Genomic DNA, 25,301 nt, shown 5'->3' with positions numbered 1-25,301 from the left:
AAAATTAAGTTGTCAAAGGAAAATGGTCTTGCGTACCAAACCGATGTGGATGAAGTAAAAGCCGAGGTATTAAATGTCGAACAAAAGAAAATCGAGTTCTATTATACCCGCAAAGGTTACGTGGAAATGCTTTCGCTGCTTATCGGAGAAAAACTTAACGACTATGTGAAATTGGAAACTCCTTTCATATCGTATTCATCTGAAACTCTTGATAATAACCGACCTGAATTAAACCTATATGCCAATCAGTTAAAATTGGTCGAAGCACAATCTGCTATGAACAAAGTAAGCAATATGCCGAAAATAGGATTGCTTGGCGCGGGTGTTTTACTGGAGCCGGGTATTAATTTCGGATCATCAAAGTTTAACAGCCTGGCCGTTGTCGGATTGAGTGCATCATGGAACACCGATGGAATTTTCAGAAGCTCCAACAATAAAAACCTGGATAAAATCCGCATGGAAAAAATCACCAACCAGCAGGAGACTTTTTTGTTCAACAACAAACTGGAGCTGAATCAGGCATCAAGCGATATTGAAAAACATAAAGCCATTATTGCTAAAGATGATGAAATTATCCGCCTTAAAACTGCCATTAAAAAAGGCTATCTGACAAAATATGATGCCGGAATGTGCTCTATGAATGATGTAATAACTTCCTTGAATAAAGAAAGTGAAGCGTTAAGCAACAGGGCATTGCACAATGTTCAGCTATTAATGAGCATGTACAACCACAAAACAATCAACGGAAATTAATTTAACATCAGATAAAATGACAAGTAAACACATCACCATAAGTCTCTTACTACTTGGCTCTATACTGTCTTCATGCAATGATAAGGATAAAGAATTTGATGCTTCCGGAACTTTTGAAGCGACAGAAACGATTGTCTCTGCCGAAGCCAACGGAAAAATACTCGCACTGAACATCAACGAAGGCGATATTCTCAAAGAGGGTCAGCAGATTGGCTACATCGACAGTACGCAGCTACATTTATCAAAACTCCAACTGATGAAGAATCAAAAGTCAATTTTATCAGGACGTCCGGATATCAATGTTCAATTACAATCTCTGGAGAGAGAAAAAGCAAGCGCGATAAGTGATAGAAAAAGAATCGAAATATTGGTAAAAGGCGATGTAGCTTCCCAAAAACAACTGGACGATGCGAATACTAAAATTAGAGTGCTCCAGTCGAAAATTGATGCCATGAAAAGCTCGCTATCCACTACCACTTCTACACTGAACGAGCAAGGTGGCGGCGTAGGAATTCAGTTGCAACAGATTGAAGACCAATTACATAAATGCAACATTACCAGTCCTGTCAATGGTACGGTTTTGACTAAATACTCCAATACCTATGAAATGGCCGCTATAGGAAAACCATTGTATAAAATAGCCGACTTGTCCACTATCATCCTTCGTGCCTACATCACCGGAAACCAGTTATCCCAGGTGAAAATCAATCAGAAAGTAAACGTGTCCGTTGATGATGGTAAGGGGGGTTTTAAAACAACCACGGGGACTATCAGTTGGATAAATGATAAAGCCGAATTCACCCCAAAAACCATTCAGACAAAAGACGAAAGAGCCAATATGGTCTATGCCATAAAAGTAAAAGTTGCCAATGACGGCACTTACAAAATCGGGATGTATGGTGAAATAAAATTTCAGTAAGACATGATAGATGTCCAGTTAAACAATATTGTCAAAACCTACAACAATGGCGAAATAAAAGCCGTGAACGATGTTTCTTTTTCGGTTGAAAAAGGAGAATTGTTTGGCTTGATAGGTCCTGATGGTGCAGGTAAAACAAGTATTTTCCGTATACTCACCACGTTGCTGCTTCCGGATAGCGGCACGGCCACTGTAAACGGATTCGATATAGTAAAAGACTATAAGCAAATACGACAACAAGTTGGCTACATGCCCGGTAAATTTTCGCTCTATCAGGATTTATCCGTTGAGGAAAACCTGAACTTTTTCGCTACGGTATTCAACACCACCATCGAAGAAAACTACGATTTGATTAAAGACATTTATGTGCAGATTGAACCCTTCAAAACCAGAAGAGCCGGAAAACTCTCGGGTGGTATGAAACAGAAATTAGCCTTGTGCTGTGCCTTGATCCACAAACCCGAAGTATTGTTTTTAGATGAGCCGACTACTGGTGTAGATGTAGTTTCACGTAAAGAGTTCTGGGAAATGTTGTACAAGCTGAAAGATCAAAATATTACGATTGTCGTTTCGACACCTTATATGGACGAAGCCAAATTATGCGACCGTATTGCGCTGCTTCAGAACGGAACAATAATGTCTATTGACAAACCCGGGAATATTGTTCAAAACTTTCCCAAGCCTTTATTTGCTGTTAAGGCCGATAATATTTATAAGCTGCTAAAGGATTTGCGATCTGATGCCGCAGTTGAAAGTTGTTATGCTTTTGGAGAATTTCTGCACCTTACATTTGTTTCAAACGATATCAGCGAACAAAAAGTAAAGGAAATTACCGGTAAACACAGCCCCGAAGGATTAGAAGTAAAAAAAATAACACCTACTATTGAAGACAGTTTCATCCGCTTAATGAAGGAACGTAGCAACATAAAAGAATTGAAAGAAACTGCAGATGGAAAATAAAGTAATTATCTGTAAAAATCTCACCAAAAGATTTGGCGATTTTAAAGCCGTAGACAACATAAGCTTTGATGTTGACAAGGGTGAAATATTCGGATTTCTTGGTGCCAATGGTGCAGGGAAAACAACGGCTATACGGATCCTTTGCGGTTTGTCTCATCCTACATCAGGCGAAGCAATGGTTGCAGGATTTGATGTTTATAAACAACGGGAAGAAATCAAACGGAATATAGGCTATATGAGTCAAAAATTTTCTTTGTACGACAATCTCTCCATTCTCGAAAACATTGAGTTTTATGGCGGAGTTTATGGCGTTTCCCGGTCGGAAATAAAAGTTCGCAGTCAGGAGCTCGTCACTACATTAGGATTAGAAAATGAAGCTAAAAAAATGGTGGGTTCATTGCCTTTGGGATGGAAGCAGAAATTAGCATTTTCGGTCGCTATTTTTCATCGTCCCCAAATCGTATTTCTGGATGAACCCACGGGAGGTGTAGATCCCATTACAAGACGACAGTTTTGGGATATGATTTATGAAGCGGCTGCAAACGGTATCACTGTATTTGTAACCACGCACTATATGGATGAAGCGGAATATTGCAACCGCATCAGCATAATGGTCGATGGCCGTGTAGAGGCGATGGACAGTCCTTCGAATTTGAAAAAACAGTTTAACACCCATTCGATGGACGAAGTTTTTGTTCAACTGGCACGTGGTGCGAAAAGATCATCCGATTAATTGACAATGGACAATTGATAATTGAAAAATGAAACAGTTATTAGCATTTATACGCAAGGAATTTTACCATGTTTTCAGGGATAAAAGAACCCTGCTCATCCTATTTGGGCTTCCGATAGTGCAAATAGTGCTTTTCGGATTTGCATTGAGCAGTGAAGTGAAAAATATTGGTATTGCTATTCAGGATAATGCCCATGATATTCGTTCACAGGAAATCATCAACAGAATAAAAACCAGTTCTTATTTTCATGTAAAAGACCCCGTAATTAACTATGCAGCTATTGAAAACCGATTTAAAGACGGAAGTATAAAATGCGCTTTAATTTTTCCCTCCAATTTTGGCAATGACCTCTATCGTACCGGCGGAGCACAAATACAAATTATTGCCGATGCTTCCGATCCGAATACAGCAACTATTCTAACCAACTATCTATCGGCGATCTTAAATAATTATCTGCAGGAACTTAATCCTAATATAAAACCGAAGTACCAAATTGTACCACAGTTAAGGATGCTTTACAATGAAGAACAAAACGGTTCCTTAAATTTTATTCCCGGAGTCATTGCTCTAATTTTCATGATAGTAAGTACAGCTCTTACATCAGTTTCAGTTGTGCGGGAAAAAGAATTGGGCACAATGGAAATATTGCTGGTATCGCCCTTCAAACCTATAATGGTCTTAATAGCAAAAGCAATTCCTTATCTGGTATTGTCGCTAATCAATTTTATTATCATCCTTTTGCTTTCCGTATTTCTGTTGAAAATTGAAATTAAAGGCAGCCTGCTATTACTTTTTGCCGAAAGCATCTTGTTCATTATTACCTGTCTTTCACTGGGTTTGTTGATTTCAAATGTTACCAACTCCCAGCAAACTGCCATGCTGATATCCATGATGGGGATGATGATACCTACTTTATTATTTACCGGATTTATGTTTCCGATAGAAAATATGCCATGGATATTCCAGGTGATATCTCACATAGTACCTTCGAGATACTTTTATGCAATTGTAAAAGCCGTAATGCTGAAAGGACTTGGTTTCAGTTATGTCTGGAAAGAAACACTGGTACTGGCAGGAATGTCTGTACTGCTGCTTACGATCGCCTTGAAAAAATTTAAAATCAGGTTGTCATGAAAGTATTAAGGTTCATATTACAGAAAGAATTTCGCCAGATATTCAGGGATAAGATAATATTAGCAATGATGTTTGCAGTACCCACTATTCAGTTGATCATTTTGCCGTTGGCAGCCAATTTTGAAGTAAAAAACATCAACGTAGCCTATGTAGATCACGACCACAGTACCTATTCCCAAAAGCTTATCAACAAAATCGCCTCATCAGGTTATTTTCAGATTGTAAGCAGTCCGCTTTCCTACAAAGAAGGATTGCAAATGATTGAAAAAGGCGAAGCCGATTTGATTTTGGAAATCCCCGCCGGCTTTGAACGGAATTTAGTAAGGGAAGGCAAACAAGAGGTGAACGTTACCGCAGATGCAATCAACGGAACCAAATCTTCTCTTGGTGGTGGCTATCTCACTTCGGTGCTTGCAGATTTCAATCGGAATCTTGACATAAACATCAAATCACCAGCAACTATGATTTCAGGCTCGGTAGCAACGCTGGATATTGCCAATTCCAATTGGTATAATCCGCGGGCAGAGTACAAATACTACATGGTTCCCGGTATCCTGGTTTTACTGCTGACACTGATTGGCGGTTTCATAACGGCACTAAACATTGTCAGGGAAAAAGAAATTGGCACGATAGAGCAAATTAACGTAACCCCTATTAAAAAATGGGAGTTTATCTTGGGTAAGCTCATTCCGTTCTGGATTGTGGGAATGATTGTTTTTACCGTGGGTTTGATCGTGATGTATGTGGTATACGGTATTTTTCCAAAAGGAAATATTGCCGTATTGTATTTGTTTGCAGCAGTCTACCTAATTGCATTGTTAGGCATGGGATTGTTTATTTCAACACTTGGAGACACACAGCTACAGGCAATGTTTATTGCATTTTTCTTTATGATGATTTTCATGCTGATGAGCGGTTTTTTTACAAGCATTGACAGTATGCCGGATTGGGCAAGAGCATTTTCCAACTTCACACCGGTTACCCATTTTATAAAAGTGGTCCGACTGATTGTCCTAAAAGGAAGCGGATTGAATCAAGTAGGAATTGAACTTCTTTACCTGTTAGGATTTGCTGTTATACTAAATGGTTTGGCTATTTATAATTACAGAAAAACCAATTAGGAAAATAGGTCTTGATTATCAACTGAAAACAAAGTCGAGAAACTTCCCATTATATCGGACTTGATAAAATTATTTTCAAAAGGAATTATTCTCCTCTAAATATTTATTTTTGAAGAAAAGTTCGCTTAAAAGTGTTTTTTTAAACGGACTTGTACTGTGTCTGATTTTAAAACAGGACAGACCTCAAAAAACTCAAAAGTTTAAAATGACCTTTTTCGACATAAACAATATTGCTTTTGAAGTAAGCGCTTATCCTATCAGTTATATTGAATTAATTGGAACATTATTCGGATTCTTATCTGTTTATTTTGCATCAAGGGCCAATATTCTTACTTGGTCAACTGGAATAATCAATGAATTGTTTCTGTTCATTTTATTTTTTCAAGTACAACTTTATGCAGATATGTTTTTGCAGATTTATTTTTTCGTAGTGACTCTTTACGGCTGGTACAATTGGAAACATAAACCGAAGCAAAACAGCATTATTTCAGTCAGCTTCAAAACAAAACTTTGGATTGCAAGTACGATTTTTATAGGAACAATTGTCGCAGGTTTTCTATTCGCTAATATTCACATGTATTTACCTCAATATTTTAAAACGCAAGCCTCATTCCCTTATGTGGATTCATTCGTAATGGTATTGAGCATTATTGCGACCATTTTGCTTGCCAGAAAAGAAATAGAAACGTGGCATTTATGGATTTTAGTGGATATAATCTGCGTATTCTTATTCTTTAAAAAAGGTATCCTATTTTTAGCATTAGAATATCTTATCTTTCTTGGGTTAGCAACTTATGGCTTGTTAAATTGGAAAAAGCAGTTGAATAATGGTTAAAGCATTTGTATTTGGAAAATTTCTACCTTTTCACAAAGGACACGAAGCAATGATAAAATTTGCTTTGACAAAATGTGATTTTCTAACAGTGTTAATTTGTTGTAGCGATAGAGAAAATATTCCTGCTAAAACAAGGCAAAATTGGATTCAAAAAACTTTTGAAACAAATAAAAAAATTGAAATAAGAATTTACAATTATTTAGAAAGTGAACTACCTAATACTTCTGAATCTTCAAAAGAAGTTTCAAAGGTATGGTCGGAAAAATTCAAAGCGTTTTTCCCTGATTATGATTTGGTGATTACTTCAGAAGCATACGGAAATTATGTAGCTTCTTTCATGAAAATAGAACATATTGCTTTTGACATTCCCAAACAACAGTTTCCCGTTTCGGCTACTGCAGTACGGAAGGACCTTTTTACTAACTGGAAATTTTTACCCAATAGTGTAAAACCCGACTTTGCTATAAAAGTTGTTGTGCTTGGCACTGAAAGCACAGGAAAAACTACATTAACCGAAAAACTTGCCCAATATTTTAATTGTAGTTCAGTAAAAGAAGCCGGCAGGGACTTAATAGCCAATTCCAACTCATTTGAATTTGATGACTTACATAATGTTGCCATAGAACAAGCCAAGAAGATTGATACAGCTGTTTTAGAACAAAGTCCACTTGTCATTATTGACACAGATATTCACATAACCAAATCTTACGCTAATTACCTATTTGACAAGAAACTTGAAGTAGATAATAAAATCTACAATTCTAATAAAGCTGATTTATACCTTTATCTCAATAATGATGTGGAATATGTACAGGACGGAACCCGCTTGAATGAAACAGACAGAAACTTATTGGATTTATCTCACCGAGAAATTTTAAAACTACACAATATTGACTTTATAGAAATAAACGGGAATTGGGAACAGCGATTTGAAAAAGCAGTAGCAATTATAAACCGGCTAATAAAAAAGAATAATAGAAAATACCTTAAGTAGAATGGTATTACTTTAGATTGCTTAATCTGAACGTCACTCTACCTGACATTCGGGTAACCAACAATCAGAGTAAGTTCAGCTTCTCGATTTAAACCAAACTGTCAATTTTTGACGCTAATTCACGATCCTTACTTGTAACTACATTTCCTGCGGAGTGAGTCGACAGCCAGATTTCGACTTTATTCCATGTATTTGTCCAGGTTGGATGATGATCAAGTTGCTGGGCTATCAATGCAACTCTAGTCATAAACCCAAAAGCTTGAGAAAAATCATTGAAAAGAAAACTTTTGTAAAGCTTGTTGTTTTCTTCTATCCATTCAGCGTTATTATTTGTTGTCATAAGCTTTCATTTTAACTTATTGTTTTTATCACTTAAAGTTACGCAAAATTGTGTTGGGAAATGGTACTGATATTACTTTTGTCCTTTAACCTTTTTGATTACCACGTTAGTTACAAACTGAAATTTTTAGGAGTTTTGTTTTAACACGGAAACCACCAATGCATCAAATAAAGTCTGTCATTTTTGAAAAAAATCATAATGTGCCCTTCTGAATTATTTTCAGCATCTTCTCTCAACGTAATTACTTCCAGTGGTCCTTCATCATAAACATCAAGTATTCCAATGTTTTCTATTGCATACGGAAAGTACTTTTTTAAATCATTTTTTGTTGTTTTTGCATTCATTATGATGCCTCTGTAGTTAATAAAGTTCTTATCCGTAAATTTAAATTCGTCAACAGCAACTTTATCTTTTGAATTTTCAAATCTTGATCCGTCTTTATAAATATATTTATCTTCTAAATCTTTACTGCCATCCTCATTTTCAAATTCATAATTACAAGGTTCCTCTTTTGACATTAGAATCAGACTATCAGGCTTTCCGAAAACGTTTTCAAATTCTTTCAGATTAAAATAACGCGTGAGTTTTCCATTGAACAGGATGTCATTTTGATCCATTACTTCAGCTTTTTGCAAGTCATAGTAAAGACTGTCATCTAAAATTAATTTTTCTTCCTTTATTGAATTAAGATGTGTTGTTTTAGGATCAGTTTTTTGTGGTTTTTGAACAGTATTCTTTTTACTGCAAGCGGCAAAAATTAAAAGTAGAAAAAAGATTTTTTTCATAGACAAAGTTTTACAATTTCATTCAAATCAAAACAAACCAACAATGTAATTACTGTCTGTTTTAATTTCTCAAACATAACCATTTCATTCCAATTCCGTATTCACCAATTTTGGTAATTTTTTCATACTTCTATTACTGATTTTTTGTTTCAAAAAACGGCATCAGAAGCAGTTTAATTATAGAAAAAATCAAAATTAATACCGCATATTACACACACATATATCGCTGATAATAAACAAATTAACAACCATAAAAATCATTTTTTCGTCGTAAATTTGATAGTACAAAGAAGACCGGTTAATAAATACTAAAAAACAGAGGAATCATGAAAAATGGACCATACCACTCAGAACTCAGAGCCCTACTGTCAATAAGAAATTTTAACAGCGCTTTGGAAAAGCATTATACTCAAATGCTTCAAATAGAGAAAAACCTGGATGAGTTGAACAAAAATGCTTTAGTGATAATTGAAGCTCATAGTTCTCCGAAATTACAGGAAGAATGGAAGGAAGGTCTAAAGGAAGTAAATCTTTCTTTAGAGGGTATAAACGATGTACTAAATTCCGCTAAAGAAAAAGTCAAAAACCATGACAGATCTGATTCATCAGAATTATGGAATCAGTTTCATTTCTATTTGAATAAGTTGGAAAAAACAATTAAAAAACAGGAAGATTTAGGATTCAAAATACTTCCTGAAAGCCAGCATGTACATTGGAAAAAAGACGTATGTAATTTTGAAGATACAATCTTACCCCTAATTGTTTCACATGCCAAAGCTTGTGAAATAGAACTTCAAATGATGGAAAAATATACGCCAAAAGAAATACATAAGCTCACTGAAATTCTTGTGGCTCACATCCCTGAAAGTTACAGTTTTGAAGAAGCGGAAAAATATGAAGAAGACTATATGAAAACTTTTGAAACTTTTAAAAAAGAATTTAGCGAGGACAAAAATCTTTGGGACACGTTTCTCGATATTTTAGCAGGTGGAACACATCAAGCTCCATCTGAAAGAGTAATGCTTCAAAGATGGATTGAAGGAGAAAGAGGTGATTTAAAGGATAATCTGTAATCCCGGTTTGTAATTTTATCAACGAATATTCCGACGCGGAATCACCAGAATAAACGGCATGCCAACAAAAAAGTGTTGACGCAGTCAATTGATCCCACAATTTAAGCCATAATTGATCTGGTACAGAAATGTAATCTTAATTTCTATATTTGTAAAAATTAAGAGTTTATGTTCAAAATATTAGCCCGAATAAACAAATTTATTTTACCTAGTTTTACAAAACAGCGCCTTGATTTGGGAAGAGCAAAAAAGTGGCAGAAAGCAATAATCGCCTATCGTTATTATGTAACCGTAAGAGCATTAGGTTAATTGTAATTTGAAACTAAACTAGTACGTCATTGCTGCGAAAATCTCTTTGCCTTCTATTTTTTTTCTTCCGTTAAGGAAAGTCAGTTCCATCAGGAAATTACACTGAACAACCTCCCCTCCCAATTTCTCAACCAATTCACAAACGGCTTTTGCTGTTCCTCCCGATGCCAGAACATCATCATGAATCAAAATTCTGTCTCCTTTTTTAATAGCATCGGTATGGATTTCCAAAGTGTCTGTACCATATTCAAGCTGATACGAAGCCGAAATTGTCGTGAATGGTAATTTTTTTGGTTTTCGTACCGGAACAAAACCCACATTTAATTCGTTCGCCAAAAGCGTAGCAAAGAAAAACCCCCTACTTTCCACTCCTACTACTTTATCAACCTTCTTCCCATCTAAACTACTGATTAACAAAGACAAACATTCTTTAGTACCTTCCGGACTCGATAATAACGGCGTTATATCTTTAAAAACAATTCCTTTTTTTGGAAAATCCTGAATATCACGGATGTAGTCTTTTAAACCCATATTTTTTAAAATTTATATTGAATTTCATTTGCAAGTTATACAATAATGCCTATATTTGCACTCGTTAAAACAAGGCCTCGTGGCGCAACTGAATAGCGCATCTGATTACGGCTCAGAAGGTTACAGGTTTGAATCCTGTCGAGGTCACAAAAGCTCACCAATGGTGGGCTTTTTCATTTTCCCTATCTACCTCATTTAAAACTCTAATTTAATAATAATTATGTGAAATTAGTTATATTTATATTCTAAAACGATTGTGAGTGGGGCTTAAAAAGAAAATAAACGCTTTAGACAATTGGTTCATACTTCACCCAAAACTTTCGGGAACCCTTGTATTTATCATACTCTTTTCCATTTTAAATCTGACTATTTACTTTCGATATGAAGTCATAAGGGAAAACGAAGAGCACAACATGCATTACATTTTGAATGTAATCAAGCAAAATGTTGAGCAGACTTTAAAAAACAGTTACGGGGCTACAATTTCGTTAGCGTTGTCAATCGACGATTCCGGAAACCCAAAAAACTTTGAGGATATCGCAAAAAATCTGGTGGCGACTTATAAATCCATTAATGCTGTACAACTGGTTCCCAAAGGCGTCATCAAATATACTTATCCATTAAAAGGAAACGAGGCTGCAATCGATTTTGACATCCTTCATCATCCATTACACAGAAAAGCAGCATTAAGGGCAATTGCTACCAAAGCTATTTATTTTTCCGGACCATTAGAATTAAAACAGGGAGGTTTGGCTATTATTGGACGTTTACCTGTATACAAAAAAGGAAGGTTCTGGGGATTTTCCGCCGTAATTTTCAAATTCGACACTTTTATCAAATCAACCGGAATCGGGTCATTTAAAAGTGATAAGTATTATTTTCAACTTTCAAAAATTAATCCGGAAACCCATAAAGAAGATTTTTTCCTTGCCGATAAATCCGATTTCTCAAAAAAACATTATCAAAAAGTTGAAATCCCGGAAGGCGATTGGAATTTGTATATCATCCCAAAAAACGAATCGGTTATTTTTTGGAGTTTTATGCCTGTTGTGTTCATTTCTTTTTTATTGAGCCTTCTTTGCGGACTTTTCGTAACCATGTTATTAAAAAAACCGTCGGAGCTACAAAAATTAGTTGAAGAACAAACTTTGAAATTAACCCGAAGCCGATCCCTTTTTAAATCCATTTTTGATCACGCCGGTTTAGGCATCACCCATAATAATACTATTGATGGTACGTTCATTGATGCCAATGAGAAATTCTGCGAACTAATCGGCTACAGCCAGGAAGAAATCAAGAACATGAATTTCATGATGATTACTCACCCTGACGATTTAGAAGCTGATTTAGAGAATATGGAACGCCTTAGAAGCGGTAAAATCAATCAATATTCCACAGAAAAAAGGTATTTTGACAAAAATGGAAAAATCAACTGGGTCAATATTACGGTTTCTCCTCTTTGGGAAAAAAATGAAAAACCGAGCAACCACATAACCATCGTTGAAAATATCAATCAAAGAAAAGAAGCTGAAAAACTTATTCTCGAATCGCAAAAGAAAATCAAAGATCTCATCGACAGTATTGATGGGATTGTCTGGGAAGGAAATTCTGTCGAACCCGGTCTAACTTACGTTAGCAAAAAATCTGAAGAAATCCTGGGATATACTCCCGAAGAATGGCTTGCCGATCCATATTTCTGGAGAAAAAAAATCCATCCGGATGACAGGGATTGGGTAATCAAACAAAGTATTGACAATGCAAAAATCAGAAAACCCTTCGACACTGAATACCGTATGATTTCCAAAAACGGGAACACTGTTTGGATGCGGGACATTGTCAGTATCTATCATGAAAGCGAAGATTCTATTAAATTAAGGGGAATTTTAATCGATATTACAAAATCAAAACAATTTGAAATCGACCTTAACAATTCGCTTACGCTGGTTACCGAACAAAACAAACGATTGCTGAATTTCTCACACATCGTTTCACATAATTTGCGTTCGCATACCAGCAACATTGAATCGCTTATCAACCTGATTGAAATGAGTGAAGATGAAAATGAAAAAAAAGAATTATTAGTGTTATTGAAATCCGTTTCGGAAACACTAAACGAAACCATGGATAACCTAAATGAAGTAGTATCCATTCAAACCGATATCAACCCGATAATTGAGGAACTGAACCTAAACACGTTTTTTAAAAAAACTATGGAGGTTTTGCGAAATCAGATTATTAAAAATGAAGCTGAAATCATAAACAATATTCCTCATGAAGCCGTAGTAAACTTCAATCCTGCTTATCTTGAAAGTATCCTTCTCAATTTCCTTTCTAATGCAATCCGGTACAAACATCCGGACCGAAATCCGAAAATAGAACTGAATTTTCATATCCAAAAAAACTACAAAGTACTTGAAATAAAGGATAATGGCATAGGAATTGATTTGGATAAAAATGGAAACAAACTTTTCGGAATGTATAAAACGTTTACAAATAATCCGGAATCACGTGGTATCGGTCTTTTCATGACAAAAAACCAGATTGATGCCATGAAAGGAAAAATTGAAGTGGAAAGTACATTAAACAAAGGAACAACTTTTAAAATATATTTCAGATAATGGTTCAAAAACGTATTTGCATAATCGATGACGATCCGATTTATCAGCTTGTAACAAAAAAACTGATTGAAAAAACATCACTTTTCAACGACAGCAAGTCTTTTGTAAATGGCAGTGAAGCGCTTTCCTATTTTGAAAATACGGGAGACATTCCGGATATTATCCTCCTTGATATTGAAATGCCTGAAATGGACGGCTGGGATTTTCTGAACCAACTATTGCTTATTGAAAAAAACTTTGATAAAGAGGCAACCATATACATTGCCAGCTCTTCCATTGCTTTTGAGGATAAAATGAAAGCCAAAAACTATCCTTGCGTAAAAGACTTTCTCAGCAAACCAATGAATATTGAAAAATTAAAAACAATAGCCGCCGAATTATAATCTATCTTTGCATTCAAACCCACTACAATGAATGCCGATTTTATTTACGATAAAGAATACAGAAACAACATTTTCGCAGAATACGAAATTAAGTTCAAGGAATTTGAAAACTGCACCTTTAACCATTGTGATTTCACGCTTTGCAATTTTTTAGGAACTGTTTTTATTGACTGTACCTTTTATCATTGTAATTTCAGGGAAGCTAAAGTTGGTCATATCGGAATGCGGAATGCTGTTTTTAACGACTGTGATTTTACTTCTGTGAATTTCGCCATGACCGATCAGATTTTGCATGAATTTCACTTTAACAACTCGCTACTTGATTATTCGCAATTTTATGCCTTAAAACTGAAACGAATCAGTTTTACAAACTGCAGCATGGTAAGCGTGGATTTCATGAAAACCGATTTGACCGAAGCCCTATTCGACAACTGCAACCTTCGTTTGGCCGTTTTCACGGATGCCAATTGTGAAAAAACCGATTTTTATTCCAGTTTCGATTTCAATATCGATCCGGAAAAGACCAAACTAAAAAAAGCGATATTTTCTTCGGAAGGAATAAAAGGATTGCTTACTAAATACAATCTTGTTATTAAGGATTAAGTCATTTGAAGACTATAAAAAAACTCCAAATTATATTGGAGTTATAAATTTTTATTCTTTGATAATTAATAACCTTGCTTTAAATCCGGTTGAAAGGTCCCATTGTTCAGCTAATAAAACATTTCCTTTATCATCAAGATAAATAAACTCACCTGTATTTGGCGAACTCGTCCCTTCATTTAACGCTTCAATTTCAAAATTATTGAATCCTGGAACAAGACCAATTTCAACGGTATTGCGATAGCCCTCCAAAGAGATTCTATCCCTAAAAACAATATTATTTACCGATATTTTTACAACATCACCATCTATAGCTGCAAAATCTCTTAAAAGAATTTTGACACTATTCCCTTTTGTTCTGATTTCCCCAAAATCCTGGTTCCTTCTAAAATCTTTTGAATTTACATCTCCTTCGGATTTAGGCATTGCATTTTTCGGAATGTCATAAGGACTTATAAACTTTTCTGGTTTTTTATCCGTTTTCTGTCCTATTTGAGCTGTTGACGTGCCTTCTTTTGGAAAAGTGATTGGCTTGTCCTTATCCAAAACCGAATCACTGAAATCCATAGGCTGAAAACGTGTCATATCTGCTTTTGCAGGCAACGGATTAACCGTTACTTCCGGATCTTTCATACGCGGAATCACAACGGTTTTCTTACCATTATCCGGTTGTGCAAACCCTTGAAGTGAAAAGAGCACTAACACTGCTAAAAAGTATAAAAATTTCACATTTTCATTTTTTAATTATTCCAAAAATAATAAATCAAGAACCGTTCCAATCTTAAAATTAATGTAAAAAACGTTAAGATTAGTTAAATTTAAATAAACAATACCTTATTATTAAAATAATAAAAAAACCCTCAATAATGAGGGCTTTTTAATTTATTTTTTTGCTTTAAGGGCTTTGTATTTTGCATCCATTTCTAAAACCTGATAGCAATTCAGCAATATTGACTTTACACCTTCATTTTGAGGTTCTAACTCCAAAGCCTTTTCAAAATAAGGAATGGCACTTGAGAACATCTTTTGTCGTTTTGCTTTTAACTCATCGTAGCGTTTGCTTTCTTTTGGTGTCATTCCCAAAGAGTTCATCTCTTTAACAATCTTGTCATCACCTGATAAGCACAAGGCTCCTAAATTATTATAAGCATTGAAATATTTAGGATTGATTGCAATAGCTTTTTCATAGTATTTTTTTGCTTCTTCAATCTCACCGGTGTTTGTACTTACGACTCCTAAATTAAAATATAAATCAGGATCATTTGGTTTTTTAGCAATAACCTCATTGATAAGTTTTTTGTAAGTTACCATATCTTTAGCCTCATAATAAAGATTTGCTTCTGCTAAAATCAAATCAGTATCATCGGGATTAAGAGTTCTTGCTTCAGCAATTGCTTTTTTAGCCTCGTCTGCTCTTCCTTTTTCCAATAAAATTGAAGCGTAATTTTTATAGATTTCTCCTCTTTTGGATGGAATTTTCTCATCTCTCGGTTTCTCATGGGTTCCCATACCGATTGCTTTCTTTCTGTCAGCCAAGGATCCAAAAGGCTCTTCCTGACCGCTTGCTTTATTTACAGCATAATAAATTGTACCTTCTCCGGTATAATTTATGTTTTTCAATTCTTCATAATACTTAAGGGCATTATCATAATCCTGAACCTGAACCGCTAAAAGAGAAGCATTGTATAAATTCGAAGGATCTGATTTATCAAGATTATAGACCGCCGCAAATACTTGAGATGCTTCTTTAAACTTTGATGCCTGATTTAAGCCGTAAGCATATTGCAGCATCATCGGTTTAAAACCTCCGATCATCTCCTTAATGTCCTTTGTATAAATTTCTTTACCCGATTTCTTTTCAAATTCCAATACTTCATTAAATGAATTAGCCATCAAATTGATATTGGCTGGAGACAGATGTTTTGTCATCGCCTGAATATCATTCGGATTTTTAGTCATGGCAGCCTGTAATTCCGCTAAAGGTAACACTCCTTTATAAAAATTAAGGTATACCTGATCTGCTTCCGCTAAACCAGACATGCTGCCCAATTTATTTACATTGGCTTTGTAACTTGAAATATCATCAGACGATAAATCATCTTTATCGTATAATTTCCTCAAAGCCTTTAACTCGTCTTTCTGAGCAAAAGAAGCTGCTGAAAGCATCAATGAAGATGCTAATAATACGTATTTAATTTTCATTTTATAATTCTGTTTTGGTTATTCTTGAATATCCGTTTCTTCTGAAGAAGTTGAAACATCATCTGTTTCTCCAACAAATTCGTCAGCTACATCTGTTTCTTCCTCTTCTTCACGCATTACCTTACAAACTGCCGCAATACCGTCTTTTCCTTTAATATTAATTAAACGAACCCCTTGCGTTGCACGTCCCATAATACGTAAATCAGAAACTTTCATACGGATTGTTAATCCGGATTTGTTAATGATCATCAGATCATCTTCATCAGTAACGTTATTAATTGAAATTAACGCCCCCGTTTTTTCGGTAATGTTTAAAGTCTTAACTCCTTTTCCTCCACGGTTAGTGATACGATATACATCTTCTCCGTCTTCATCAACTACTTTGGTACGTTTTCCGTAACCGTTTTCCGTAACTACCAAAATCTGTGAATCGTTTACATGATCTCTGTCGATTGAAACCATTCCGATTACTTCATCCTCTTTTTCGTCAGCTAAAGTAATACCGCGTACTCCGGAAGCCGTTCTTCCCATCGGACGGGTTTTCTCTTCTTCGAAACGTACCAACTTACCGGACTTCACAGCAATCAATACCTGACTGTTTCCTGTTGTTAGTTTTGCTTCTAATAATTCGTCGTCTTCTTTAATCGTAATTGCGGCTACTCCGTTAACACGCGGTCTCGAATACTGCTCCAAAGATGTTTTCTTCACCTGACCCTGTTTGGTCACCATGATTACATAATGGTTATTGATGTATTCCTGATCTTTTAAGTCTTGTGTACAGATAAACGCTTTTACCTTATCGTCATTTTCGATGTTGATAAGATTCTGGATTGCACGTCCTTTGCTGGTTTTACTTCCTTCCGGAATTTCATACACACGCATCCAGAAACATTTTCCTTTTTGGGTAAAGAACAACATGTACTGATGGTTTGTAGCCGCATACATATGCTCTAAGAAATCCTGGTCACGGGTTCCGGCCGATTTTTGTCCTACGCCTCCTCGGTTCTGTGTTTTATATTCAGAAAGCGGCGTACGTTTGATATAACCCGCATGAGAAATGGTTATTACCACCTGTTCATCGGCAATTAAATCTTCGATACTTACATCACCTCCGGCATATTCAATTTGTGAACGACGGGCATCACCATATTTATCTCTGATTTCAGCTAACTCGTCTTTGATTACCTGCATTCTCATTTCTTTGCTTGCCAATAATTCTTTCAAATAAGCAATCAATTTCATGATTTCGTCGTATTCCGCTCTTAACTTATCCTGTTCCAGACCGGTTAACTGACGTAAACGCATTTCAACAATCGCGCGAGCCTGAATTTCTGATAAATTGAAACGCTCTATTAACTTACCTCTTGCTTCGTCTCCATCTTTAGAAGCTCTGATTAAAGCGATTACTTCATCAATATTATCCGAAGCAATGATTAAACCTTCTAAAATGTGTGCTCTTTCTTCCGCTTTGCGTAAATCAAACTGCGCACGACGGGTTACCACATCATGACGGTGCTCTACGAAATAATGAATTAAATCTTTTAAATTCAGCATTTGCGGACGTCCGTTTACCAATGCAATATTATTCACACTGAAAGACGACTGCAATTGCGTATACTTATATAAGGTATTCAACACCACATTCGGTACCGCTTCACGTTTCAGTACATAAACGATACGCATACCATTTCTGTCGGATTCGTCACGAATGGTTGAAATTCCTTCAATTTTCTTTTCGTTTACTAAATCAGCGGTATGCTTAATCATACTTGCTTTATTCACCTGATACGGAATTTCAGTAACGATAATAGATTCACGTCCATCAACTTCCTCAAAATTCACCTTGGCACGCATTACCACACGTCCACGACCGGTTTTAAAAGCCTCCCTTACACCATCCATACCGTAAATAATACCTCCGGTAGGGAAATCAGGCGCTTTGATATGATGCATTAACTCATCAATCTCAATATCGGTATTTTCAATATAAGCTAAAGTACCGTCAATTACCTCAGTTAAGTTGTGAGGTGCCATGTTGGTCGCCATACCTACTGCAATACCCGAAGCTCCGTTTACCAATAAGTTCGGAACTTTGGTTGGCATTACTTTCGGCTCTTCCAGTGTATCGTCGAAGTTTAGCTGGAAATCAACTGTTTCTTTATCGATATCGGCAAGCATCTCTTCGGAGAACTTTTTCATTCTGGCCTCCGTATAACGCATTGCTGCCGGACTGTCACCATCTACGGAACCGAAGTTACCCTGACCGTCTACCATAAGATAACGTAAACTCCACTCTTGTGCCATACGAACCATGGCATCGTAAACTGAACTATCTCCATGCGGGTGGTACTTACCAAGAACCTCCCCTACAATTCTCGCTGATTTTTTATGCGCTCTATTGGATAATACTCCTAATTCATACATCCCGAATAAAACTCTTCGGTGTACTGGTTTCAAGCCATCTCTAACATCAGGAAGCGCTCTGGATACAATTACAGACATCGAATAATCGATGTAAGCTGATTTCATTTCGTCCTCAATGTTAATAGGAATTAACTTTTCTCCTTCAGACATAAGTATTTATATTAAAAAATTATAGCTATTTCAAAACGTGCCAATATACACATTTTTACAGTAACAATACAGTATTTTATTGACAATTTTAGCTATTTTATTAACACTCAAGAAGACCTAAAAAGTTAAAAAAACCTGCAATTTTATCTTTTATTTCTCAATTTTTATTCGTCTATTAGCAATATCAGTGGAAGCTATTTTGTCAGGTATGATTTTTGCACAGCCTTTACAGAATTAGTAAATTTACAGTATCAAAGATTTTTGCAATGGACGATAATTTTTCACCAAGAGTTAAAGACGTGATTACCTACAGTAAAGAGGAAGCTTTGCGATTAGGCCACGACTTTATTGGTACAGAACATTTAATGCTGGGGATATTAAGGGACGGTAACGGTACCGCTATCAATATATTAAACAACCTTTCAGTAGATTTAGAACATTTACGTCGGAAAATAGAAATTGTTAGCCCCCCAAATCCCAATGCTGACAGGAGCAATGACAAGAAAAACCTGCATTTGACCCGTCAGGCTGAACGCGCTTTGCGAACAACCTTTCTGGAGGCAAAAGTTTTTCAAAGCACTTCCATAAGTACGGCACATCTTCTGTTGTGCATTTTACGCAACGAGAACGATCCAACGACTAAGCTTCTGAACAAATTAAAAATTGACTACGAACTTGTTAAAGAACAATTTATAGCTATGACATCAAACGAAGAAGACTATATCGAAAACTTACCTAAAAACGAATCGTTTAATGACGATTCCGGACAAGATGACAGTTTACGTGACGCAGGTTTCAACAATCCGGGTGCTGCAGGAAAGGCCAATAAAAAATCCAAAACCCCTGTTTTAGATAATTTTGGTCGTGATTTAACAGAATTAGCCGAAGAAGGCAAACTGGATCCTGTAGTTGGCCGCGAGAAAGAAATCGAACGTGTTTCACAGATTTTAAGCCGAAGAAAGAAAAACAATCCACTTCTGATTGGTGAGCCGGGTGTTGGTAAATCTGCCATTGCCGAAGGTCTTGCTTTACGCATCATTCAAAAGAAAGTATCACGTATTTTATTCAACAAACGAGTGGTAACATTGGATTTAGCCAGTTTAGTGGCTGGAACAAAATACCGCGGACAGTTTGAAGAACGAATGAAAGCCGTTATGAACGAGCTGGAAAAAAATGATGATATCATTCTTTTCATCGACGAGATCCATACCATTGTAGGTGCCGGAGGAGCTACTGGATCTTTAGACGCTTCCAACATGTTCAAACCTGCTTTAGCAAGAGGCGAAATCCAATGTATTGGTGCCACTACCCTTGACGAATATCGTCAATATATAGAAAAAGACGGTGCTTTGGAAAGACGTTTCCAGAAAGTCATTGTAGAACCAACTTCTGTTGAGGAAACAATCACGATTCTGAACAACATCAAAAACAAATACGAAGACCATCACAATGTTATTTATACGCCGGAAGCTATCGAGGCGTGTGTAAAACTGACAAACCGATACATGACCGAGCGTTTCTTACCGGACAAAGCCATTGATGCTTTAGACGAGGCAGGATCACGTGTTCACATCACCAATATAGATGTTCCGAAACAAATTCTTGAACTTGAAAAACAGTTGGAAGAAGTTCGCGAACTGAAAAATTCTGTTGTCAAAAAACAGAAATACGAAGAAGCCGCAAAACTTCGCGATGACGAAAAACGTATTGAAAAAGACTTGTCCATCGCCCAGGAACAATGGGAAGAAGACGCTAAAAACAATCGTATTACCGTTACCGAAGACAATGTTGCGGATGTAGTTTCCATGATGACAGGAATCCCTGTAAATCGTATCGCGCAGACAGAGAGCAATAAATTAGCCCACTTACCGGAACTTATCAAAGGTAAAGTTATCGGACAGGATGAAGCGGTGATGAAAATTGCCAAATCCATCCAAAGAAACCGTGCCGGATTAAAAGACCCGAACAAACCTATCGGATCCTTTATATTCCTGGGTCAGACCGGAGTTGGTAAAACGCAGTTAGCCAAAGTAATTGCTAAAGAATTATTTGATTCTGAAGATGCCTTGGTTCGCATCGACATGAGTGAGTACATGGAGAAATTCGCGATTTCAAGATTGGTCGGAGCGCCTCCGGGATATGTTGGCTACGAAGAAGGCGGTCAGCTAACCGAAAAAGTACGAAGAAAACCTTATTGTGTTGTATTGCTTGACGAGATCGAAAAAGCCCACCCGGATGTATTCAACATGATGCTTCAGGTATTGGATGACGGACATTTAACCGATAGTTTAGGCCGTAAAATCGATTTCAGAAATACGATCATCATCATGACTTCCAACATTGGTGCACGTCAGTTAAAAGATTTCGGAACCGGAGTTGGCTTCGGAACTGCTTCTAAAAACGCTCAAGCTGATGACATCTCCAAAGGTATTATCGAGAACGCATTGAAAAAATCATTCGCTCCGGAATTCCTGAACCGAATTGACGATGTAATCGTATTCAACCCATTAGAAAAAGAACATATCGACTTGATTATCGATATCGAAATGGATAAATTATATGCCCGAGTGGCTGATTTAGGATACAATCTTAAATTATCCGAAAAGGCAAAAGATTATATCGCCGAAAAAGGTTTTGATAAACAATTTGGAGCCAGACCACTGAAACGTGCCATTCAGAAATATGTTGAAGATGAACTGGCGGAAGAAATCATCACTTCCAAAATACACGAAGGTGATGAAATCTTCATGGATCTGAACGATGAAAAACAAGAACTCTTCGTTACCATTAAAAGAGCTGAAAAACCTACTAATTAGTAGGTTTTTTCTTTTTTAGGCAAAATTGTTTGGCATTTCAAAAAAAGTAGTACTTTAGAATTACCAATTATACTAAAAAATGCTAGACAAAGTTATTGTGGGAAGTGAAGAATGGTGCTCATTCCCTACTCTTGGAATCCCAACTATTAAAGCCCGAGTTGATTCGGGTGCAAAAACATCGGCGCTTCACGCTACAAACATTACTCCTTTCGAAAAAGACGGTGAAAACTGGGTTCGATTTGACATTAACCCGATTCAGAACAACCTAAAAGCAGTAATACATTGCGAGGCAATTTTAGTTGACAAACGCGTGGTAAAAAGTTCCAGCGGATACCGCGAACAACGTTATGTAATCAAAACCGACCTTGAAATAGGTGGAAGCCTTTGGGAAGTGGAAGTAACCTTGACCAACCGGGATTCCATGGGATTCCGTATGTTATTAGGTCGTGAAGCCATGTCAGGCCGAATTTTAGTCGATCCGGAACAAAAGTACCTGTTGGGTCAGCCTACCAATGAAAAAATAAAAGAGTATTATTACAACGATGAACCTTCAAAAAAAGGACTTCGAATAGGGTTATTGGCAAGTAATCCGGAATTGTACAGCAACAAAAGGATCATGGAAGCCGGTGAAATGCGCGGACATGAAATGCATTTCCTGAATCTGAAATACTGTTACATGAAACTCGATGCTGATACTCCTGAAATTCACTATCGGGGGGGGCGCGTTTTAGATAATTTCGATGCCGTAATACCTAGAATACGACCAAGCATGACTTATTATGGTTGTGCTCTTACGCGTCAGTTTGAAGCTTTGAAAGTATTTTCACTTAACAATTCGGCAGCTATAAGTCAGTCGAGAGACAAACTATTTTCATTGCAATTACTTTTAAACAATGGAGTAGATATTCCGACAACAGGATTTGCCAACTCTCCTTTGGACACTAACGATTTGATTAAAATGGTTGGCGGTTCTCCACTGATAGTCAAACTACTGGAAGGAACACAAGGAAAAGGGGTTGTATTGGCGGAAACCAAAAAAGCTGCCGAATCCGTAATCAATGCTTTCAAGAGCTTAAATGCTAACATTTTAGTACAGGAATTCATCAAAGAAGCAAACGGAAAAGACTTACGTCTGTTTGTAGTCGACGGAAAAGTAGTGGCAGCAATGCAGCGTGAAGCTTTACCGGGAGAATTCAGGGCAAACATCCATTTGGGAGGAACCGCTTCAATTGTAAAAGTAACTTCCGAAGAAAAAAGAATTGCCATCAAAGCAGCAAAAGCAATGAATCTGAAAGTCGCCGGTGTGGATATTATCCGATCTTCGAAAGGTCCACTCTTACTGGAAGTAAACTCTTCTCCGGGATTGGAAGGAATTGAGGGGGCTACCAATAAAGACATCGCAGGTGAAATGATTAAAGCCATTGAGAAAAACTTTAAATGGAAATAATTATAATTGCTAATGAATAAATTAACAATTGATAATTAGAATATGAATCCATACCTTGAAATCATAGTACGAAGTTCGGCCGTTTATTTATTCATGGTTGTTGCTTTACGTCTTTTTGGTAAAAAAGAACTTTCCCAACTCAACACCGCCGATGTAATCCTGATTTTGCTGATCAGTAATTCAGTACAGAATGCCATGGTTGGCAGTGACACCAGCCTTTTGGGTGGAATATCGGCTGCTCTGGTTTTGTTTATAATCAACTATGTCTTAAAAAAACTTATGTACCGATTCAAAAAACTGAATGATTTAGTTCAGGACAAACCTGAAATCCTGATTCATAACGGAAAAACGGAATACAAAACACTGGCCAAGTTAGGTATTACATCAGACGAAATGGAAGAAGCCATTCGTGAACACGGAGTTGAATATTACAAAGATGTCAAATTAGCAATGCTGGAAATAGACGGTAACATCAGCATAATTTCCGGGGAGGGATATTTAAAACAATCCCATCATAAGCGAAGAACACATAAGACCTTAAGTTAATTTCTCATGAATAAAACCCGATTAGAAGCTTTTAGTGACGGTGTCCTCGCTATTATCATTACCATTATGGTATTGGAATTAAAAGTTCCGGAAGGTTCTGATTTTGAATCACTACTCGTCCTTCTTCCAAAGTTCTTGAGTTATGTTTTAAGTTTTATCTACGTAGGCATTTATTGGAACAACCATCATCACATGATGCATACCGTAAAAAGAGTAACCGGTGGTATTCTTTGGGCTAACCTGCATCTTTTATTCTGGCTGTCACTTATCCCTTTTGTTACTGCCTGGATTGGTGAAAACAACTTCGGCTCATTCCCCATGACAATGTACGGGGTAATACTTTTAATGGCAGCGATTGCCTATTTCATTTTGCAGTCTCAAATCCTGAAAAAACACGGACCGGATTCGGTACTTTCAAAAGCCATTGGAAGTGATTTTAAAGGAAAAATTTCCCCTGTTTTGTATCTGATCGGAATAATTTGTGCTAACTTTAATCCAATTCTTGCCGGACTCATGTACATCGCTGTAGCATTAATGTGGTTGATTCCGGATAAACGAATTGAAAACATTATTGATTCTGAATAATCAAAACCGAAATTATGCAGACCATTTATCATGATTTTGTAATCGATGTCCCTAGAGAGATGGTTTTTAAAGCAATTTCAACTCCGGAAGGATTAAATAACTGGTGGACATTTCGCTGTAAAGGCACACCCGGTTTAAACGAAAAATACAATTTATACTTCGCAGAAGAATACGATTGGTTTGCTACCGTTTCAAAATTTGAAGAAAATGAAGTCATTGAATTTTCCATGACGGATGCAATGGATGAATGGTTGCCGACTCAATTCGGATTCATTTTAAAAAAAGAAAATACAGACCATACTTATATTCAATTTTATCATAAAAACTGGAAAGAAGTCAGTCAGGAATTCAGAATCGCTAGTTATTGTTGGGCCAATTTACTGCGACAATTGAAACAATACCTTGAAAAAGGAATCATTACACCATTTGAAGAACGAAACTAAATAGTAAAACATGAAAAACAAACAGATTTTAATAGCTTTTATTTTAGGATGTATTATTACAATCATTGGGGCACTTTTCAAAATAATGCATTGGCCTTACGCATCCGCTTTATTAATTTCAGGAATGTTATGCCAAGTCTGTGCTGGTATTGGACTGATAATCAAAATTTATAAAGATCAGAATCCAAATGGTTTTTTCAACAAATAACATGACTGTTCTATCCAAAATACTAATTAGTTTAGTGGCTTTCATCCATATTTACATTGTATGGCTGGAAATGTTCGCATGGACCACCCGGGCAAAAAAAGTATTTCGAAAAGTTCCAGCTGATATGTTTGAAAAAACAAAACAACTGGCTGGTAATCAAGGATTATACAATGGATTTTTGGCTGCAGGACTTATTTGGTCACTGCTTATTGGGGATGCTCATTGGAGTTTCAACGTGGCACTATTCTTTCTGACCTGTGTTTTCGTTGCCGGGATTTATGGCGCAATTACAGTACAAAAGACCATTTTTTATGTTCAGTCTGTTCCTGCGATACTGGCAATTATCAGTATACATTTTATGAAATAAGAAAACCTTCTTATTAAACTT

26 protein-coding genes and 1 tRNA gene are annotated in these 25,301 nt (G+C 36.4%); 21 read left to right on the top strand and 6 right to left on the bottom strand.

What is annotated here, in order from left to right; all coding sequences use genetic code 11:
• The 8 genes from VLB74_RS04965 to VLB74_RS04930 form a co-directional block, all read left to right on the top strand.
• On the top strand, positions 1-753 hold a 753-nt coding region (locus VLB74_RS04965; RefSeq protein WP_325202355.1), incomplete at its 5' end, for a TolC family protein.
• 16 nt (positions 754-769) lie between these two features.
• Positions 770-1,672 carry an HlyD family secretion protein gene (locus VLB74_RS04960; protein ID WP_325202354.1) on the top strand — a complete coding sequence of 301 codons (903 nt, stop codon included), beginning with the start codon at positions 770-772 and terminating at the stop codon, positions 1,670-1,672.
• Positions 1,673-1,675: 3 nt separating this feature from the next.
• Complete coding sequence (locus VLB74_RS04955) at positions 1,676-2,632, top strand: ABC transporter ATP-binding protein (protein WP_325202353.1); 957 nt, start codon at positions 1,676-1,678, stop codon at positions 2,630-2,632.
• Positions 2,622-3,365, top strand: a complete 744-nt coding sequence (locus VLB74_RS04950) for an ABC transporter ATP-binding protein (RefSeq protein WP_325202352.1) — start codon at positions 2,622-2,624, stop codon at positions 3,363-3,365. The genes VLB74_RS04955 and VLB74_RS04950 overlap by 11 nt, the downstream gene beginning before the upstream one ends.
• Before the next feature lie 28 nt (positions 3,366-3,393).
• The gene (locus VLB74_RS04945) at positions 3,394-4,500 is read left to right on the top strand and encodes an ABC transporter permease (protein WP_325202351.1); all 1,107 of its coding nucleotides are present in this window, start codon (positions 3,394-3,396) and stop codon (positions 4,498-4,500) included.
• Positions 4,497-5,621 carry an ABC transporter permease gene (locus VLB74_RS04940; RefSeq protein WP_325202350.1) on the top strand — a complete coding sequence of 375 codons (1,125 nt, stop codon included), beginning with the start codon at positions 4,497-4,499 and terminating at the stop codon, positions 5,619-5,621. The genes VLB74_RS04945 and VLB74_RS04940 overlap by 4 nt, the downstream gene beginning before the upstream one ends.
• A gap of 205 nt (positions 5,622-5,826) precedes the next feature.
• Positions 5,827-6,456: a nicotinamide riboside transporter PnuC gene (pnuC, locus tag VLB74_RS04935; RefSeq protein WP_325202349.1), complete on the top strand. Its 630-nt coding sequence runs from the start codon at positions 5,827-5,829 to the stop codon at positions 6,454-6,456.
• Complete coding sequence (locus VLB74_RS04930) at positions 6,449-7,450, top strand: AAA family ATPase (RefSeq protein WP_325202348.1); 1,002 nt, start codon at positions 6,449-6,451, stop codon at positions 7,448-7,450. The genes pnuC and VLB74_RS04930 overlap by 8 nt, the downstream gene beginning before the upstream one ends.
• 88 nt (positions 7,451-7,538) lie before the next feature.
• On the opposite strand, the gene VLB74_RS04925 is transcribed toward VLB74_RS04930, so the two are convergent.
• Entirely contained in the window at positions 7,539-7,790 is a 252-nt protein-coding gene (locus VLB74_RS04925) for a 4a-hydroxytetrahydrobiopterin dehydratase (RefSeq protein WP_325202347.1), read from the bottom strand.
• Positions 7,791-7,930: 140 nt separating this feature from the next.
• The gene (locus VLB74_RS04920; protein WP_325202346.1) at positions 7,931-8,575 is read right to left on the bottom strand and encodes a hypothetical protein; all 645 of its coding nucleotides are present in this window, start codon (positions 8,573-8,575) and stop codon (positions 7,931-7,933) included.
• Between the two features lie 326 nt (positions 8,576-8,901).
• On the opposite strand from VLB74_RS04920, the gene VLB74_RS04915 reads away from it, so the two are divergent.
• Both VLB74_RS04915 and VLB74_RS04910 read left to right on the top strand, forming a co-directional pair.
• Positions 8,902-9,648, top strand: coding sequence for a hypothetical protein (locus tag VLB74_RS04915; protein WP_325202345.1), 747 nt, complete (start codon positions 8,902-8,904; stop codon positions 9,646-9,648).
• 168 nt (positions 9,649-9,816) lie between these two features.
• A complete protein-coding gene (locus tag VLB74_RS04910) occupies positions 9,817-9,957 on the top strand; it encodes an SsrA-binding protein (protein ID WP_325202344.1) in 141 nt (46 codons plus the stop codon).
• Positions 9,958-9,975: 18 nt separating this feature from the next.
• On the opposite strand, the gene VLB74_RS04905 is transcribed toward VLB74_RS04910, so the two are convergent.
• Entirely contained in the window at positions 9,976-10,488 is a 513-nt protein-coding gene (locus VLB74_RS04905; protein ID WP_325202343.1) for an adenine phosphoribosyltransferase, read from the bottom strand.
• Between the two features lie 73 nt (positions 10,489-10,561).
• On the opposite strand from VLB74_RS04905, the gene VLB74_RS04900 reads away from it, so the two are divergent.
• The 4 genes from VLB74_RS04900 to VLB74_RS04885 all read left to right on the top strand — a co-directional run bounded on the left by VLB74_RS04900 (position 10,562) and on the right by VLB74_RS04885 (position 14,092).
• Positions 10,562-10,635 (top strand) — tRNA-Arg (locus VLB74_RS04900).
• 113 nt (positions 10,636-10,748) lie between these two features.
• A complete protein-coding gene (locus VLB74_RS04895) occupies positions 10,749-13,106 on the top strand; it encodes a PAS domain S-box protein (protein WP_325202342.1) in 2,358 nt (785 codons plus the stop codon).
• Entirely contained in the window at positions 13,106-13,489 is a 384-nt protein-coding gene (locus VLB74_RS04890) for a response regulator (RefSeq protein WP_325202341.1), read from the top strand. Before VLB74_RS04895 ends, VLB74_RS04890 begins: the two co-directional genes overlap by 1 nt.
• A gap of 27 nt (positions 13,490-13,516) precedes the next feature.
• Positions 13,517-14,092, top strand: a complete 576-nt coding sequence (locus VLB74_RS04885) for a pentapeptide repeat-containing protein (protein ID WP_325202340.1) — start codon at positions 13,517-13,519, stop codon at positions 14,090-14,092.
• A 51-nt stretch (positions 14,093-14,143) separates the two neighbouring features.
• On the opposite strand, the gene VLB74_RS04880 is transcribed toward VLB74_RS04885, so the two are convergent.
• From VLB74_RS04880 to gyrA, 3 genes are all read right to left on the bottom strand, one after another.
• Positions 14,144-14,821, bottom strand: a complete 678-nt coding sequence (locus VLB74_RS04880) for a hypothetical protein (protein WP_325202339.1) — start codon at positions 14,819-14,821, stop codon at positions 14,144-14,146.
• 153 nt (positions 14,822-14,974) lie between these two features.
• Positions 14,975-16,294 (bottom strand): tetratricopeptide repeat protein, encoded by a 1,320-nt coding sequence (locus VLB74_RS04875; protein ID WP_325202338.1) that lies wholly within the window; start codon positions 16,292-16,294, stop codon positions 14,975-14,977.
• A gap of 18 nt (positions 16,295-16,312) precedes the next feature.
• Positions 16,313-18,868, bottom strand: coding sequence for a DNA gyrase subunit A (gyrA, locus tag VLB74_RS04870; RefSeq protein ID WP_325202337.1), 2,556 nt, complete (start codon positions 18,866-18,868; stop codon positions 16,313-16,315).
• A 266-nt stretch (positions 18,869-19,134) separates the two neighbouring features.
• Between gyrA and VLB74_RS04865 the strand changes: the two genes are divergently transcribed.
• The 7 genes from VLB74_RS04865 to VLB74_RS04840 all read left to right on the top strand — a co-directional run bounded on the left by VLB74_RS04865 (position 19,135) and on the right by VLB74_RS04840 (position 25,280).
• Complete coding sequence (locus VLB74_RS04865; RefSeq protein WP_325202336.1) at positions 19,135-21,684, top strand: ATP-dependent Clp protease ATP-binding subunit; 2,550 nt, start codon at positions 19,135-19,137, stop codon at positions 21,682-21,684.
• A gap of 79 nt (positions 21,685-21,763) precedes the next feature.
• Positions 21,764-23,131: a 30S ribosomal protein S6--L-glutamate ligase gene (rimK, locus tag VLB74_RS04860; protein ID WP_325202335.1), complete on the top strand. Its 1,368-nt coding sequence runs from the start codon at positions 21,764-21,766 to the stop codon at positions 23,129-23,131.
• A 42-nt stretch (positions 23,132-23,173) separates the two neighbouring features.
• Positions 23,174-23,677, top strand: a complete 504-nt coding sequence (locus tag VLB74_RS04855) for a DUF421 domain-containing protein (protein WP_325202334.1) — start codon at positions 23,174-23,176, stop codon at positions 23,675-23,677.
• Between the two features lie 6 nt (positions 23,678-23,683).
• Positions 23,684-24,262, top strand: coding sequence for a TMEM175 family protein (locus VLB74_RS04850; protein ID WP_325202333.1), 579 nt, complete (start codon positions 23,684-23,686; stop codon positions 24,260-24,262).
• A 14-nt stretch (positions 24,263-24,276) separates the two neighbouring features.
• A complete protein-coding gene (locus tag VLB74_RS04845; protein WP_325202332.1) occupies positions 24,277-24,705 on the top strand; it encodes an SRPBCC family protein in 429 nt (142 codons plus the stop codon).
• A gap of 10 nt (positions 24,706-24,715) precedes the next feature.
• Positions 24,716-24,913 carry a GldL-related protein gene (locus VLB74_RS13425; protein WP_414655587.1) on the top strand — a complete coding sequence of 66 codons (198 nt, stop codon included), beginning with the start codon at positions 24,716-24,718 and terminating at the stop codon, positions 24,911-24,913.
• 1 nt (position 24,914) lies between these two features.
• Entirely contained in the window at positions 24,915-25,280 is a 366-nt protein-coding gene (locus tag VLB74_RS04840; protein WP_325202331.1) for a DUF1304 domain-containing protein, read from the top strand.
• Positions 25,281-25,301: the final 21 nt, after the last annotated feature.

The organism is Flavobacterium sp. (genome assembly GCF_035456225.1).
Taxonomy (GTDB): domain Bacteria; phylum Bacteroidota; class Bacteroidia; order Flavobacteriales; family Flavobacteriaceae; genus Flavobacterium.
Note: the sequence above shows the minus strand (reverse complement) of the source record. Positions and strands in the feature narration are given on the sequence as shown.

Coding starts and splice junctions, on each gene's coding strand:
- VLB74_RS13425 (WP_414655587.1), top strand. CDS start 24,716: ATGAAAAACAAACAGATTTTAATAGCTTTTATTTTAGGATGTATTATT.
- VLB74_RS04855 (WP_325202334.1), top strand. CDS start 23,174: ATGAATCCATACCTTGAAATCATAGTACGAAGTTCGGCCGTTTATTTA.
- VLB74_RS04955 (WP_325202353.1), top strand. CDS start 1,676: ATGATAGATGTCCAGTTAAACAATATTGTCAAAACCTACAACAATGGC.
- VLB74_RS04925 (WP_325202347.1), bottom strand. CDS start 7,790: ATGACAACAAATAATAACGCTGAATGGATAGAAGAAAACAACAAGCTT.
- VLB74_RS04940 (WP_325202350.1), top strand. CDS start 4,497: ATGAAAGTATTAAGGTTCATATTACAGAAAGAATTTCGCCAGATATTC.
- VLB74_RS04915 (WP_325202345.1), top strand. CDS start 8,902: ATGAAAAATGGACCATACCACTCAGAACTCAGAGCCCTACTGTCAATA.
- VLB74_RS04865 (WP_325202336.1), top strand. CDS start 19,135: ATGGACGATAATTTTTCACCAAGAGTTAAAGACGTGATTACCTACAGT.
- VLB74_RS04960 (WP_325202354.1), top strand. CDS start 770: ATGACAAGTAAACACATCACCATAAGTCTCTTACTACTTGGCTCTATA.
- VLB74_RS04930 (WP_325202348.1), top strand. CDS start 6,449: ATGGTTAAAGCATTTGTATTTGGAAAATTTCTACCTTTTCACAAAGGA.
- VLB74_RS04950 (WP_325202352.1), top strand. CDS start 2,622: ATGGAAAATAAAGTAATTATCTGTAAAAATCTCACCAAAAGATTTGGC.
- VLB74_RS04905 (WP_325202343.1), bottom strand. CDS start 10,488: ATGGGTTTAAAAGACTACATCCGTGATATTCAGGATTTTCCAAAAAAA.
- pnuC (WP_325202349.1), top strand. CDS start 5,827: ATGACCTTTTTCGACATAAACAATATTGCTTTTGAAGTAAGCGCTTAT.
- VLB74_RS04850 (WP_325202333.1), top strand. CDS start 23,684: ATGAATAAAACCCGATTAGAAGCTTTTAGTGACGGTGTCCTCGCTATT.
- VLB74_RS04840 (WP_325202331.1), top strand. CDS start 24,915: ATGACTGTTCTATCCAAAATACTAATTAGTTTAGTGGCTTTCATCCAT.
- VLB74_RS04910 (WP_325202344.1), top strand. CDS start 9,817: ATGTTCAAAATATTAGCCCGAATAAACAAATTTATTTTACCTAGTTTT.
- VLB74_RS04945 (WP_325202351.1), top strand. CDS start 3,394: ATGAAACAGTTATTAGCATTTATACGCAAGGAATTTTACCATGTTTTC.
- rimK (WP_325202335.1), top strand. CDS start 21,764: ATGCTAGACAAAGTTATTGTGGGAAGTGAAGAATGGTGCTCATTCCCT.
- VLB74_RS04885 (WP_325202340.1), top strand. CDS start 13,517: ATGAATGCCGATTTTATTTACGATAAAGAATACAGAAACAACATTTTC.
- VLB74_RS04845 (WP_325202332.1), top strand. CDS start 24,277: ATGCAGACCATTTATCATGATTTTGTAATCGATGTCCCTAGAGAGATG.
- VLB74_RS04875 (WP_325202338.1), bottom strand. CDS start 16,294: ATGAAAATTAAATACGTATTATTAGCATCTTCATTGATGCTTTCAGCA.
- VLB74_RS04890 (WP_325202341.1), top strand. CDS start 13,106: ATGGTTCAAAAACGTATTTGCATAATCGATGACGATCCGATTTATCAG.
- gyrA (WP_325202337.1), bottom strand. CDS start 18,868: ATGTCTGAAGGAGAAAAGTTAATTCCTATTAACATTGAGGACGAAATG.
- VLB74_RS04920 (WP_325202346.1), bottom strand. CDS start 8,575: ATGAAAAAAATCTTTTTTCTACTTTTAATTTTTGCCGCTTGCAGTAAA.